Annotated in this window: 10 protein-coding genes; 4 read left to right on the top strand and 6 right to left on the bottom strand. The window is 55.6% G+C overall.

Translation table 11 applies throughout. The features are described 5' to 3' along the window. Window positions 1–40: 40 nt before the first annotated feature. Both feoB and IEX74_RS14885 read right to left on the bottom strand, forming a co-directional pair. Complete coding sequence (gene feoB, locus IEX74_RS14880) at window positions 41–2,233, bottom strand: ferrous iron transport protein B (RefSeq protein WP_188814803.1); 2,193 nt, start codon at window positions 2,231–2,233, stop codon at window positions 41–43. A gap of 10 nt (window positions 2,234–2,243) precedes the next feature. After that, the gene (locus IEX74_RS14885; protein WP_262892040.1) at window positions 2,244–2,462 is read right to left on the bottom strand and encodes a FeoA family protein; all 219 of its coding nucleotides are present in this window, start codon (window positions 2,460–2,462) and stop codon (window positions 2,244–2,246) included. A gap of 316 nt (window positions 2,463–2,778) precedes the next feature. Between IEX74_RS14885 and IEX74_RS14890 the strand changes: the two genes are divergently transcribed. Further along, window positions 2,779–3,624: a carboxypeptidase-like regulatory domain-containing protein gene (locus IEX74_RS14890; RefSeq protein WP_188814804.1), complete on the top strand. Its 846-nt coding sequence runs from the start codon at window positions 2,779–2,781 to the stop codon at window positions 3,622–3,624. 143 nt (window positions 3,625–3,767) lie between these two features. Here the strand turns inward: IEX74_RS14890 and IEX74_RS14895 are convergent, their stop codons facing one another. The 4 genes from IEX74_RS14895 to IEX74_RS14910 all read right to left on the bottom strand — a co-directional run bounded on the left by IEX74_RS14895 (window position 3,768) and on the right by IEX74_RS14910 (window position 9,943). Next, window positions 3,768–4,421: an OmpA family protein gene (locus tag IEX74_RS14895; RefSeq protein ID WP_188814805.1), complete on the bottom strand. Its 654-nt coding sequence runs from the start codon at window positions 4,419–4,421 to the stop codon at window positions 3,768–3,770. 100 nt (window positions 4,422–4,521) lie between these two features. Beyond that, window positions 4,522–5,919 (bottom strand): alpha/beta hydrolase family protein, encoded by a 1,398-nt coding sequence (locus IEX74_RS14900; RefSeq protein ID WP_188814806.1) that lies wholly within the window; start codon window positions 5,917–5,919, stop codon window positions 4,522–4,524. 377 nt (window positions 5,920–6,296) lie between these two features. Further along, window positions 6,297–8,792, bottom strand: coding sequence for a bifunctional UDP-N-acetylmuramoyl-tripeptide:D-alanyl-D-alanine ligase/alanine racemase (locus tag IEX74_RS14905; protein ID WP_188814807.1), 2,496 nt, complete (start codon window positions 8,790–8,792; stop codon window positions 6,297–6,299). Window positions 8,793–9,043: 251 nt separating this feature from the next. Beyond that, entirely contained in the window at window positions 9,044–9,943 is a 900-nt protein-coding gene (locus IEX74_RS14910) for a DUF6089 family protein (RefSeq protein ID WP_188814808.1), read from the bottom strand. Between the two features lie 490 nt (window positions 9,944–10,433). Here IEX74_RS14910 and IEX74_RS14915 point away from each other — a divergent pair, with 490 nt between their 5' ends. The 3 genes from IEX74_RS14915 to IEX74_RS14925 all read left to right on the top strand — a co-directional run bounded on the left by IEX74_RS14915 (window position 10,434) and on the right by IEX74_RS14925 (window position 14,743). Further along, window positions 10,434–12,986: a YfhO family protein gene (locus IEX74_RS14915; protein WP_188814809.1), complete on the top strand. Its 2,553-nt coding sequence runs from the start codon at window positions 10,434–10,436 to the stop codon at window positions 12,984–12,986. A 72-nt stretch (window positions 12,987–13,058) separates the two neighbouring features. Then, window positions 13,059–13,991 (top strand): 1-aminocyclopropane-1-carboxylate deaminase/D-cysteine desulfhydrase, encoded by a 933-nt coding sequence (locus IEX74_RS14920; RefSeq protein ID WP_188814810.1) that lies wholly within the window; start codon window positions 13,059–13,061, stop codon window positions 13,989–13,991. A 116-nt stretch (window positions 13,992–14,107) separates the two neighbouring features. Next, complete coding sequence (locus IEX74_RS14925; protein WP_188814811.1) at window positions 14,108–14,743, top strand: DUF4230 domain-containing protein; 636 nt, start codon at window positions 14,108–14,110, stop codon at window positions 14,741–14,743. Window positions 14,744–14,748: the final 5 nt, after the last annotated feature.

A 14,748-nucleotide genomic window follows, 5' to 3' on the forward strand; every position in this document is an offset into this window, starting at 1 on the left:
GCATCCTGCATCAGGATGGATGATAAGAGCTTGAAGCTGCCTACTTCATCAGTTGATAAATCGTCAGGGAAGCAACGTAGGCTAGGCCCGTCATGTATAGCAGTTGCAGCATAGGCCACTTCCAGCCTTTTGTTTCACGGTACACAACGGCCAACGTACTCATGCACTGCATCGCAAACACGTAAAATACCAGCAGCGAAAAGGCGCGGGCCGGCGTGAAAAAAGGCTGGCCTTGGTCGTCCTTCTCAGCAGCTAGCTTTTGCTGCACAGTACGCATGTCCGCATCCTGCCCCACGCTGTAAATGGTAGAGATAGTACCTACAAAGACCTCGCGCGCCGCAAACGAAGTTATCAGCGCGATGCCCACTTTCCAGTCGAAGCCTAACGGACGAATAGCCGGCTCCAGCGTACGACCAAAAAGACCAGCGTAGGAATTTTCCAGCTTTTCAGATGCGATACGGTTGTCAGTTTCAGCAGGAGTCAGGTGCTGCTCTGCGGCTACAGCACGCGCCTTTGTTTCCGCTTGTTCCAGCGCGTTGCCGGGGCCGTAAGAAGCTAGCACCCATAATATTACCGATATAGCTACGATAACTTTACCGGCCTGAAATACAAAGGTTTTCACCTTTTCCACGATAGTAATGCCCACGTTTTTCCAACGCGGCCAGCGGTACACCGGAAACTCCATAATGAAGTAGCTCCGCTCCTTGCGCCGCAGCAAAATCTTCAAGGCCAGCGCCGAAAGAATAGCCGCGAAGAAACCTAGCAGGTACAAGCCCATCAGGGCAATACCTTGCAAGTTAAAGAAACCCAGCACCTTCTGATCCGGTACTACCAAAGCAATCAGCACCGTGTACACCGGAATGCGAGCCGAGCAACTCATAAGCGGCGTCACGAAGATGGTGATGATGCGATCCTTCCAGTTCTCAATCGTGCGGGCACTCATGATGGCCGGTACAGCACATGCCACACCCGAAATTAGCGGCACGACGCTCTTACCATTCAACCCAAACTTGCGCATGATGCGGTCCATCATAAACGTGACTCGCGCCATGTAGCCGGTTTCTTCCAGCACCGCAATAAAGGCGAAGAGCAACGCAATCTGAGGAATGAAAATTAGAACGCCACCTAGGCCTGCCAGCACACCTTCAGTCAGCAGATTAATAAGTGGGCCGTGAAAGTTGGTCTGAATGAGCTGATTAATCCAGGTTACGCCTTGGTCAATCAATTCCATCGGGTAGCTAGCCCAGGCAAATACCGCCTGAAACAGCATGAACAATACACCGAAGAAAATGAGGTAGCCCCATACTTTATGGGTCAGAACCCGGTCGAGGCGGTTGCTGTAGGGCTCGTTGCGCTCGGTGCGCGTCACCGATACCGTGTTCAGCAGAATGTCGTTGATGCGCGCGTAGCGGTCAATTGTTTCCTGCGCCTGCCGGGGTGTCGGCTGAAAATCATACTGTTCCGTTAGCTCCTGAATGTAAGCTTTATCGTCGGCCGATAGGAAACTGATGTGCCGGAACTGGTGCGCGTAGTGAAGTGCTAGGTAGTCGTTGTGCAGGTTGAAATAGTAGCGGATCTGCCGGATCATGGGCAGCAACTCTTCGGAGGGCTGATAAAACGAAACTGTAGGCAGATTCAGCGTCTGTGCCATCACAATCTTGAGCGCCGCCACTCCAATGCCTTTGCGGGCATTCATCGGAATAACCGGCACACCTAGCTCCTGCTGCAACTGCGCTACGTCGATATGCACGCCGTGCTGCTCGGCCACATCCATCATATTCAGCGCCAATACCGCCGGCAAACCTAGGTCGGCGAGTTGCGTGAACAGCAGCAGGTTACGCCGCAGATTGGAAGCATCTGCTGTTACTACCACGAAGTCCGGGTACTGCTCAGACGTCTTATCGTAGAGCAGGTCCGTAATAACCTTCTCATCCAGACTCTTTGGGTACAGCGAGTAGGTACCGGGCAGGTCGATGATTTCGGCGCGGTGCTGCGGTGTCAGCTGGCTCACGCCGGTCTTACGATCCACCGTCACGCCCGGAAAGTTGCCGACCTTCTGGTTCAGGCCCGTAAGCTGGTTGAACAGCGACGATTTGCCGGAGTTCGGGTTGCCTACTAACGCAATGCGAGTCAGTCCTTTATGATCACGCGGCAGGTTAGCCGCCACAGCTTCTAAAGCGGCTGCCGATGCTGCCGAGGCAGCTCGGTCAATTGTAATTCCTCCGCCGACCATGCTCCAAAACTTAGTCCTTCAAAAAAATAGTAGCCGCCTCGCTCACTCGTAACGACAACGTGTAGTCGTCATCGCCGAGCACCAGCGTAATCGGGCAACCTAGGGGTGCCCTGCTGTTCAGGCGTACCTGCGTGCCCGGTATACAGCCCATTTCCAATAACTTAAGCGCCATTTCCGGGTCTTTCAGGCAGCAAATCGTGCCGCTTTCCCCAAGGCGAAGATCAGACACACGGCGTTGCTCAGCGGGCTTGAGAGATTTGGAACGAATAGACACAGGCAGGATTCTTTTATTTAGATTCTATTCAAACAAAGGTACTACCCATTTAGGTTTCGCCCAACTTATACCTTATCTGCAATAAAATTTGCCCGAAACAGCTAAGTATCTGATTAAGAGAAACAAGCCAGCTGAACACCTAGGTTATGACTATTCTGCGGAAGGTTGTATTCGATTGGCACACTCATTGCAGTTTCGCTATACCTCACGCTTATACTCTATGTTCAAACGTATACTCCCTCTCGTCTCTTTTGCTCTACTGTTACCATTAATGAGCTGGGCTCAGGAAAATCGCATCTCGGGTCGTATCGTAGATCAACAGACCAAGGAGCCTATTCCATTTGCCTCGCTCGGCCTACGTGACGAACAATCCGGTGCCCTCACAAACGAATATGGCTTCTTCCAAATGTCCGGGCCCGAGAAAAACGCCCAAGACTCCCTCATCGTGCTGGCACTTGGCTACGCCCGCAAAGCCGTTCTGGTAAAACGAGGCGTTAGTCAGAAGGACTTGATTATTGAAGTTCCCAAACGGCAGATCCTGCTTGGCAACGTAACGGTAGAGGCCAGCAAGGTCAAAAACCTAGGTTTGGGCGCCAAGTCGAACACCCCCGGCGATGGCATGATGCAGGGGCTACCGGGTCAGCAATATGCTTTCTACGTGAAAAACGAGAAAGGCAAAAAGCTAGGTAACATCCGCTCAGCCTCCTTCTACATCGGCGAAAACGGCTTCCCACGCGAACCATTCCGGGTGCGCATCTACAAAGCCGACGGCAACTATAACTCGCCTAACACCGACCTTCTCAACGACAACGTTGTGGTCTCAGCGCCAAAAGGCGGTCAATGGTACACCATCGACCTCACTCCCTACAACATTCCCGCGCCTGACGAAGGGTTCTTCGTGGCAATGGAATGGATTGTGAGCGGTGACAACTTCTACACCACCAACTTCATGGACTCTTACACGCCCTATGGTCAGATTATGCGTCCTACGTTCGAGTTCAAAGAAAGCCGGACCTGGAGCTACACCATCGGTAAAGGCTGGAGCCTGCTCACTCTTGCCAGCAACGGCCAACGCTGGAACGCCATGATCAAGGCCGAAGTAGACGTTTATAAATAAGGAATAATTAGCTGTTTATTGATTTGCTAATGTGCTGATATAATTACTTTAGGTAATGATTACTAAAAGTAAGAAGGCCGACTCTTTACGAGTCGGCCTTCTTACTTTTAGAGTTTTTCTTCAGGAAGGTGGTACTACCTAGGTTACTTGGTGCGCACGGCAATTTCTACGCGGCGGTTTTGCTGGCGGCCGCTTGCCGTAGCGTTAGAGGCTACTGGCTCTGCCTCGCCCATCGGCTCAACACTGATGCGTGAGGCATCGATTTTTCCATTCTGGACAAACCAGTTCTTCACGGCGTCGGCGCGCTTTTCGCTTAGGTCTTTGTTGTAGTCTTTGTCGCCGCGCGCATCAGCAAAGCCCATAATACGCACTTCATTTTTGCCGTAGCGCTGGGCAATGGAAGCAGAAACCTGCTGCAACGCTTTGGTTGCCGTTGGCTTTATCTCAGCCTTATCAGTGTCGAACAGCACCTTTTCTTCAAGGCCGTACACGTTGTAGCTTTCATCACCGCGCACGTTGATATCGGGCAGGTTGATTTCCGGCAGCTTTACATCGGCCAGCTTCTCCTTGGTCATGTCCCAGGCACTAGCGGCAACGCCACCGGCATCAGTGGCCATAGCAGCCGTTTTTGCCCCAGCATCCGAAACCGCTCCGGCAGCGGTTTCACCAGTGCGGGCTACTACTGCGGTATCGGCGGTGGCTTCGCTAAGCTGGTCTTTAGTTTCGGGTTTCTTTAGGTCGTTGCAGGACGCTAGCATTGCCGCCAGTGCAACAACAGATAACAAGTTCTTTTTCATAGTGATTGGGAGGAGAGTTGATTTCAGGTAGCATACGAAAAGAGCTAGGTTCAGTTACCTAGCTCTTTTCGTATGCTACCTGAAGATGGGGCGAAGCGCCTTATTTCTGCACCTGCTTCATAATCCACTCCCGAATAATCTCCTTTGCCTCGGGCGAGAATGTTTCCCGCCGCTGCCCATTCACTACCGGCCACTCTTCCGGGTCCGACTGAAATAAGTGGTTGACTTTCGGCAACTTGTAAGCTGTCACGTTCGGATTGGTTTTCAAGCCTTTCGACAAAGCGTTGATATTCGCGTCGGCGGCCGTGTAGTGGTCGGCGGTGCCATTCAGCAACAGCACCGGGCACTTCACTGAAGGAAGCGGCGCCAGCGGGTCAAAAGTAAGGAAGGCGCGATACTGGGGCGTCGTCAGCTGTGCAGCCCGTGCTAGTGCGGCAATCTCATCTACTGAGCCATCCTGCTTTTGCAGCATCGACATGATGATAGAACGCGCCCGCTCATTGTCGGGCGTGCGGCGCACTACTTCCAGAATCTCCTGCTCATTGCGCACGGCGGTCTGCATTTGGTCGCCGTACATGCCCAGCGAATGCAGCATAGTGATTTGCTGCTGATAAACCAAGTCGCTGGCCGGAACACCGTACGCGGCCATTGTCACGATGAAAGCAGGTGCCTTTTCCTTGGCGGCGGCCAGCAGGGCTACGTTGCCGCCTTCCCCGTGACCAATAACCCCAATGTGTGCTCCTTCTATTTCCGGGCGCGAGCGCAGGAATTCAAGGCCGGACTGCACATCGCTCACCAAATCAATGGTTGTGCTGCTGGCAGGCGTGCCGGTTGAGCTACCAATACCGCGGTCGTCGAAGCGCAACACGGCAATGCCACGCCGCGTGAGGAAGTCGGCCAGAGAACCTAGGGGGTGATAGTCACCCAGGGTACCATCCCGGTCGTGTGCGCCGGCATCCGACATGAGCACCACCGCCGGAAACGGACCAGGGCCAGCGGGCACCGTGAGCATACCGCCCAGCCGCAGGTCGGCGGGTATGTTCTTGAACATCACTTCTTCTTCCCGGTAGGGTGGCGTGAGGCGCGCGTTCTTTGTGCTAACCAATGGAGGCAGAAACTGAAGCACCAACGGAGCCGTGTAGCCGGGCTGTTTCCAGGTGCCTTGCAGCTGCTGGCCATCCGAAGCTAGCTTGCCGGTGAAGCGGCTGCCGGCTTCTTCCGCCAGAAACATAATCGTGTCGCCCTGCGTGGCCACTTGCACCATCAGGTTTCCAATGCGTTGCTGAGGCACGTCGAGCGCGGCAAAATAGCCGCCGCTGGTGAGGCTTACCAATCGAAACACGATTTCCAACTCGCCTCCCGGCACTTTCAGACGTCCTTTCCAGCGGCCTTCCAGTGGCGGAGCTTCCGCCCGAACACTCTGACTGGCGGCAGCACCCAGCAGCAGGAACAGCACCAGCCCAAAACGGCACAGACTTGAGTAAATGTTTCTCTTCATTATGCTAGTTGAAAAAGGCTGCATTCAAACGATAGTATTTTGTATTATAACAAGCAAGCACAAGTTTACTTCAGGTTATTGGCAAAAAACAAGGCTGGTTGCAACGGGAAGCACCGATCTACTCAACCGAATTATAAGCCAATTTTTTGCCTGTTCTCTTGGTAATTTGATGTATTCGTGTGTATTTACTAAAACAACAACGGCAGTAATAATCATGCCATTAAAATATAATTATTTCCATTATATCTTATCTGATAGACCCTGTATCCAACCTAGCTTTCTCCTAATAGCCTCCTGTGGCTGGTGCTTGTAAGCGCAGCCTATACCTAGGATCGAGGTAGTGTTAAGCGAAAAGCTAGGTTCTAGATTCTGCGCACCTACTCGGCGAAGAACACGCGCTTCACTCGCTCGCTCACGCTGGTCAACAGCTCATACGGAATGGTGCCAATCCGGGCCGCCAAGGTGGTGAGCGGCATTTCCTCCCCGAAGATGATAGCATTGTCGCCGGCCTGGGCTTCCGGAATAGCCGTTACATCAACCATGCACATATCCATGCACACGTTCCCAACAACGGGTGCCGGCTGACCCCGCACCACAACGTGCCCCACACCATTGCCGAAGCGACGGTCGTAGCCATCGGCGTAGCCAATAGCCAGGGTGGCGATGCGACGCTCGTGCGCCACGGCCTGACCACGTCGTCCGTAGCCGACTGTGTGGCCCGCTGGTAAGGTTTTTATCTGCGAGATGGTAGTCCGGAGGCTGCTCACTGGACGCAGGGCTTCCTGGTTTTCGCCGCTGGCTTCTACCCCATAGAGGCCGATGCCGAGGCGCACCATATCGAAGTGTGCGTCGGGAAAGCGCAGAATACCAGCGGAATTCAGCGCGTGTTTGATCACGGAGTAGCCTAGCGCGGCTTCCAACCTAGGTGTCATGCGCTGGAAGGCGGCGAGCTGCTGCCGCGAAAAGTCGTTGTGCTGGGCCTCGTCGGCGCCGGCCAGGTGGGTGAGCATGCTGGCAACGCGCAGGCGAGCGGCGTTTTCGCGCAACACGATGCTCAGCTCGTCTATATCTTCCTCGGCAAAGCCCAGGCGCCGCATACCAGTATCGAGCTTGAGGTGAATGGCCGGCAAGGGCTGATCGTGGGCTGCCCGCAGATAATCGCGCAGGCGCTCAAACGAGTAGATTTCCGGCTCCAAGTGATACTGCTGCATCTTCTGAAAACTATCCGGCGACGGGTTCATCACCATAATAGGCAGGCTGATACCGTGCTGGCGCAGCTCCACTCCCTCATCGGCGTAGGCGACGGCCAGGTAGTCGGCCCGGTGGAACTGGAGCAGATTGGCTACCTCGTAGCTGCCGCTGCCATAGGCAAACGCCTTCACCATCACCATCAGCTTGGTGCCGGGCATGAGGCGGATGCGGTAATAGTTAAGGTTGTGCACCAAGGCATCCAGGTTTACCTCCAGCACCGTGCCGTGAATTTTCTGCTGAAAGGCGGCCACAATGCGCTCGAAACCAAATCGGCGGGCGCCCTTCACCAGGATCGTTTCGTGCTGAAATTGATCGGAGTGAAAGTTGGCGAGGAAGTCTTCCGTTTGCGGGAAGAAAGCTCGCTCAACACCATCAAACAAAAGCTGATGCTGACTGATTTCCGGCCCAATCCCGATTAATCGCTCTACTTTATGGGTGGCTAGCTGGGCGGCTACGCGGCCGTACAGCTCGGCCGCCGGGAGGCCCGATTCGAGCACATCGGAGAGAATGAGCGTCCGGCGCCCCCGACGCGGCTGGCGTGCCAAGGCATCGAGCGCCAGAGTCAGACCGGCCAGGTCGTTGTTGTAGGTATCATCCAGCACGTAGCAATCGTTGAGCGCCTGCTTCATTTCCAGGCGCATTGCGACGGGTGCAAGACGGTCGAGGCGGCGCTGAATTTCGGTGGCGGGCACCTGACGCCACAGCAGAACGGCCAGGCCATGCAGCGCGTTTTCCACCGAGGGTTCATCGGCAAACGGCAGCGTGAAGGTGTGCTCCTGCGCCAACGGCCTAGCAATGCCTACGTGCACAACCGTGCGGTCGGCGCTGGCCTCTGCCACTGTGACGGCGACGTGCGCGTCGTGGGGGTGGCGGCGGCTCCAGGTAAACAGGCGGTGTTCGGGTAATAGCGCCTGCGCGGCAAGGTGCACCGCTTCGTGGTCACGGCAGTAAAACAGCGTGTCGACGTCGGCGAAGAGCTGCATCTTCTCCCCTACTTTCTCCTGGGGTGAGGCAAAACCCGCGTCGTGCGCGGTACCTAGGTTGGTGAAGATACCCAGGGTCGGTTTGATGACGCGGGCTAGCCGGGCCATTTCGCCGAGCTCCGAAATACCCGCCTCAAAAATACCAAGCGTATGCGTACTGTTCAGCTCCCACACGCTGAGCGGCACGCCCACCTGCGAGTTATAGCTGCGCGGACTTTTGCAAATCAGCTCATCCGGGCTTAACAACTGCGCCAGCCATTCCTTCACAATGGTTTTGCCATTGGAACCCGTGATGCCAAACACCGGAATCCGGAACTGCTGCCGATGATGAGCCGCTACGGCCTGCAAGGCTAATAAGCTGTCTTCCGTCAGCAAAAAGCTAGCTTCCGGGTAAGCACCCAGGCCTTCGGGAATTTCCTCGGCTCGATCTACCACGAACAGGCGCACGCCTCGGCGGTACAGATCGGGCAGGTAGCGGTGACCGTTGTGCTGGGTGCCGCGAATGGCAAAGAACAAGGCGCCACCCGGCTGCCCCAGGCGTCGGCTATCAAGCAGGAGCTGGTGGATGGCAGCGGAAAGGGAGCTAGCCTGAAGCAGCGTGCCGCCGGTAATGGCTGGCAGATCAGAGAAGGAAAGCATAGTACGGATAACAACTGCCACAAAGGTATAGTGGTTACGATTGTAGCCCGACGCGAGTCACAGACGCAGGTTCTGTTGCACCTCTTCTAACAACAGCTTGTTATAGCTTAGCAGAGCGCTGTTACATCGTTTGGTCATGCTAGCAGATTTGCTGGTATGACCAACTTCTAGTCAACAAAAAAGCCTTAGCGTGTGCCAAGGCTTTTTTGTTGACTAGAAGTTGTTTCGCAGACAGTGGGGAGTAGGCAGCCTTAACGAAACTTCAAGCCACTCATGGCTTGAGGGATAAGGTACTGTACCGTCAAGCCAGTTACTAGATACCAGTCATTATGCCTGCCGACTCCACGTACTTGGGCAGGTGCGGCAAAGCCATCAATATTGCCGCGTGTGACATCGTGCCCAAAGTAACGAGCTGCTGGACTGGTCAGGTTACTTACGTCCGTGTACAGACCTCCCACGTCATCTAAATAATCCGTGGAGGTTCTACGCCAGCCAATCTCCAAACCTAGGTCTAACTCCTTGGTAAGGCGGTAGCGGACGCCGCCACCAAACGGTAGCGCAAACTGCGTACGCTGGTAACCCGTGCTTTGCCCTTCTGTGCGCAGGGGTTGCAGCGCTATGTAGCTGCCTTCACTTAGTCCCTGCGGGATTGAGCCCCCACCAACCAAGCCTTTCGGATTATGGTGAAATACAGCAACACCGGCGAATACATACGGCACGAAGTCAGGCCGATGTAAGTAATCACCCCTATTCTCTACCAAATCAAATACGCCGACAGCTGAAAGTTCCAGCAAGTTGTTGCGGAAGTTGATGTTACGCTCATAGCGTAGCGGTGCTCCGGCATCATTATCAGACGCTGATTTGGAATCACGCCCTACAATGCGGCCGTAAGTCAGCATAGCGCGGCCGGAAAGACGCGGCGTGAAGCGCTGGGTAGCGCTCAAGGAAACACCTGGCCGGGTAGAACCCAGACGCAAACTACTCATGCGAACGTCAGGCACCACATCCCCAAAATAGTTTAGTGCATTCAAGCTAAGGCCTACAGTTCGGTAGCGGTTGTGTTTGCTGAAATTTTGCGCTTGGAGGGAAGAGGCCAATAAGGCACACAGTGGCAGCGTTAGAAGCAGACTCGTGTAGCGTTTAATCATCATTTCGTATACAGAGTGAGAGGCATTATTCTTAACTCAACAGTGTGAGCGTACTACCGTTGCTTGATGATAGGAGTACTATGTAGTGCGGCTTTCGCACAAAAATGTTGCCGCTTGTACAAAGTCAACATTACCATTACTGGTGCCTTAGCAGAAAAGCCGTGCTCTGCGAACTCTATGACTTACAGGAAAGCACAACAAATTCTTCTGTTTGCCACTCCAGGGCAGCTTAATGCTATAGGGTAGTTTAAGCTAGGCTCCAAAATAAGTTAGCACCATAGCAAGCCTAGCAAAAGCGTTCTTTAGAATCCGACACTACTTAAATTCTCACTATGGTCCGACTACATCCCATAGTGGGTGAACATACTTATCCTGTAAGATGAGCTACTACCTGTTCCTCTATTTTTAAGATGAACCACATGCAAAGCCTTCTCACGCACACTCCCGCCCCATTCTGTTATCTTCGGGCTGCCTTACGAATCTATTCTGCTCAATGACGACTGTTTCTTCCGCACCCGCGCCGTTGTGGCGACGGGCGTTGCCTCACCTGCTGTCCATCGTGTTCTTTTTGGTGCTGGCAGCGCTGTATTTTTCGCCTATCCTGTTTGAAGGCAAAACGCTGGCCCAGCACGACATTGTGCAGTTTAACGGTGGCGCGCACGAGGCGGCGCAGTACCGCGAAGTAACCGGCAAGGAAGCGCTCTGGACCAACTCCATGTTCTCGGGGATGCCCACGTACCTGATCAGCACCCGCTTCCCGGGCGATTTGTCGGGCTACCTGCACAAGGCTTTCACGCTCGGGCTGCCGGCCGTAGTAGCTAACCTTTTCCTGGCGTTGCTGTGCGGATACATTCTGTTCGTGAGCCTAGGTCTGCAGCCGCTGGTAGCAGCCGTGGGCGCCATCGCGCTGGGCTTTACGAGCTATAACCTGATTATTCTGGCAGCCGGCCACAACACTAAGTCATTGGCCTTGGCGTATGCGCCACTGGTCCTGGCGGGTCTGCTGGTCACATTCCGGCGCAACCGTTGGCTTGGAGCCGCGCTGTTTGCCCTAGGTCTGACGATGAACGTGCGCTCCAATCACTTGCAGATCACCTATTACCTGCTGCTACTGGTGGTCATCTTTGGGGTTGTGGAACTTGTGGCGGCCATGCGCGCCAAGCGGCTTTCCGATTTTCTGGGTCGCGCGGCGCTACTCGCCGTGGGTGCGTTGCTCGCCGTAGGCGTCAGCTTTGGTCGCCTTTACACCACGCTTGAGTATGGCAAGTACTCCATTCGGGGCCGTTCGGAGCTGAAAACGCCACCGCCCGCCGCACCGGGAGCAACGCCGCAACCTGCCGGCGACGACGCCACAGGCGGCTCTGGCCTCGACCGCGACTATGCTTTCGGATGGAGCTACGGGGTTGGCGAATCTATCACGCTGCTTATTCCTAACTACTACGGCGGCGCGTCGCAGGGCAAGCTGAGCGAGTCGTCGGAAACGGCTAAAGCACTGACTACCCTAGGTGTGCCGCCCGTGCAACTGCGCGACTACCTGGCTCAGATGCCGCTCTACTGGGGCGCCCAGCCTTCCACCAGCGGCCCGGTTTACATGGGCGCGGTGGTGTGTTTGTTGTTTACCCTAGGTTTGTTTGTGGCCGACCGCCGCACGCGCAACTGGCTTCTGATCGGCACCATTCTGTCGATTGTGCTGGCGTGGGGCAAGAACTTCGAGACGTTCAACTACCTAATGTTCGACTACTTCCCCGGCTACAACAAGTTCCGTTCGGTGTCGATGGCGCTGGTAATTGCGCAACTCGCCATGCCGCTGCTTGCCGTGCTGGCGCTGGCCCGCCTGCTACGGGCGCAGCCGAATACGGCAGCTGTTGCCGGGCACCCGGCGCTGGCTATCAAAGCCGCCGACTCGCCTGAAACAACTGACCTCAAGCGTAAACTCCTATATGCCATTGGCATCACGGCTGGCATTTGCGTGCTCGCTTTCCTGGCGGGCCTAGGTGCTGATTTTGCCGGTCCTATTGATGCACAAATGCAGCAGCAAGGCTTCCCGTTGGATGCCCTGCGCCAGGACCGAGCCAGCCTGATGCACACGGACGTGTTCCGCTCGCTGGTGTTTATTCTGCTGACCGGCGGCGTGCTCTACGCCTTCCTGCTCCGCAAGCTGACCGCTACAACGGCGGCTCTAATCGTGGGTGTGCTGACGCTCGTGGATTTGTGGGGCGTGGATAAGCGCTACCTGAACGACGCCAATTTTCAGCGCGAAACCGTGGCCCAACAATTCGTTCCTACGCCCGCCGACGAGCAGATTTTGCAGGACAAAGACCTGAGCTACCGGGTATTGAACATTCAGAATCCTTTTAATGAAGCCAACACTTCTTACTTCCACAAGAGCATTGGCGGCTACCACGGGGCAAAGTTGCGGCGCTATCAGGATCTGGTTGATCGTCAGATTGGGCAGAACAACACGCAGGTGCTGAACATGTTGAATACGCGCTATATCATCACTGGCGACCCGAAGCAGCCGGTGCAGCGCAACCCCGGCGCCCTCGGCAATGCCTGGTTTGTGAGTGAGATTGAGAAGGTGCAGAACCCCGACCAGGAAATGGCCGCGCTCAGCAAGCTCAATCCGGCCACTACGGCGGTGGTAGACGCTTCGAAGTTCCCGATTACGAAAACCACTTATAATGTGACCGGCTCCACCATCCGCCTGTCGAACTACTCGCCCGATGAGTTGAAATATCAGGTGAATGCGGCGCAGGACGGCTTCGTGGTCTTCTCCGAAATCTATTATCAGGACGGCTGGAACGCCTACATCGACGGCAAGCTGACCCCGCACCTGCGCGCCAACTACGTGCTGCGCGCTTTGCCCGTGCCGGCTGGTCAGCACACCATCGATTTTAAGTTTGAGCCCAAGGAATACGCCATTGGCAACACGGTGTCGCTGGTGTCGTCGGTGGTGCTGGTGCTGGTGCTGCTAGCGGCGCTCTACTACGCCAACAAGCGCAAGCCCGAGCCGGTGCAAGCCGAAGAAGTGAAGCTGGCGGCTTAAACCAGCAACCAACCTAGCCTAATAGCTGCCTGTCGTTCTGCACGTTGCTGGAATGGCAGGCAGCTTGTTTTTATGACTGCTCCTCTCCTTTTGCAAGAACTGGCCGAGCCCGCGGCCCAGCGCCGGGGCATCCGCCTGCTGCTGCTGCGCGACGACCTAGCCCATCCGGAGTTACCCGGCAACAAATGGCGCAAGCTTAAGTACAACCTGCTGGCAGCCAGGGCCGAGGGCTATAACTCGCTGCTAACGTTCGGCGGCGCTTACTCCAACCACCTAACGGCTGTAGCGGCGGCCGGCCGGCTCCACAGTTTCCGAACTATTGGTGTCGTTCGTGGCGAGCTGCATTCTCCCCTCAACCCCACCTTAGCTCGCGCTACTGCCGACGGCATGGCGCTGCGCTACCTCGACCGCAACTCCTACCGGCGCAAGCACGAACCGGATTTCCTCGCTGCTTTGCTTCGGGAAACCGGCCCGGCTTACGTAGTGCCGGAAGGAGGCTCCAACGCGTTGGCGCTGCCTGGTTGTGCCGAGCTGGTGACGGAGCTAGCTGCGCAAACTTCCTTTGATGCGCTTTGCGTGGCGTGTGGCACGGGCGGCACTTTGGCTGGCCTGCTCACGGGTTTAGGTGGTAAGCAGCAGACGGTTGGCGTTGCCGCGCTAAAAGGCGGAGACTTCCTGAAAGCCGATATCAATACGCTGACGCAAGCAGCAACGGGCACAACCTACACCAACTGGTCTTTGCAAACGGACTACCACTTCGGCGGCTATGCCAGCTTTTCGCCCGAGCTGATGGCGTTTATTCGGCAATTTCAGGAACGGCACGGCATTTTGCTCGACCCGATCTACACCAGCAAGCTGTTATTCGGGGTTCTGGACTTGCTGGAGCAGGATTATTTTGCCGAAGGCAGCACGGTCGTGGCGGTGCACACGGGCGGCTTGCAGGGCTGGCAGGGTTTTCGGCAACGCTTTGCAGCCCGCAGCACGTGGTGGCCCGACCTATATTAAGCAGCTATTTATCAGCCAGCTACCTCCGGCCATTCCGCCGGCTGAAAACCTAGGTCCGACCAAATTCCGGCGCTGCTCGTATTTTTCTTTTAGCAGGCTTTTCCCTGTGCCTTTCTATGCCTCTTGCCCGTTTGCTGCGTCGCCTCCTGCCTTTGCTTTTTTTGCTGGGGCTGGGGTGGTTTCTCTGGAAAAAAATTCAGCCGGCATTGTCCGACCTCAACGATCCGCTCGGCGCGGAACCGCGCATCACCGTGACGCACAACACGGTGCTGACGAAAGTAGAAGGCCTGGGTCGGCTAGAGCTGGTGCGCTACCATTTCAAGGATATCGTCGAATACAAGAAGAGTACTTACCGCTTTCTGCCCGACGCCAAAGTAGCGCTCATCGTGGCTGGCGACGCCGTGGGCTGCATCGATCTGCGCAAGGTGCGGGCGCAGGATGTCGTGTTTGAGGGCGACTCGCTGGTGCGCATTGCTTTGCCCGCCGCCGAGCTGTGTACCTGGCAGGTAGATCATAGCCAAAGCCGCGTATACAGTGTCGAAAACGGCTATTTTCAGGATGCGGCTTTGGTGGATGAAGGCTACAAATACGCCGAGCAGAACGTGCGCCGCGCCGCGCTGCAATCCGGCATTCTGGCCCAAACCGAGCAGAACGCCCAGCAGATTCTGCGGCCCATGCTCGAAACCATGACCGGCCGCCGCGTGGTGCTGACCCGCCAGCTGGCGCCACCAAAGCTGCCCGCGAAGCGCTAAGAGGC

The organism is Hymenobacter cavernae, from assembly GCF_014641455.1.
Lineage (GTDB): Bacteria > Bacteroidota > Bacteroidia > Cytophagales > Hymenobacteraceae > Hymenobacter > Hymenobacter cavernae.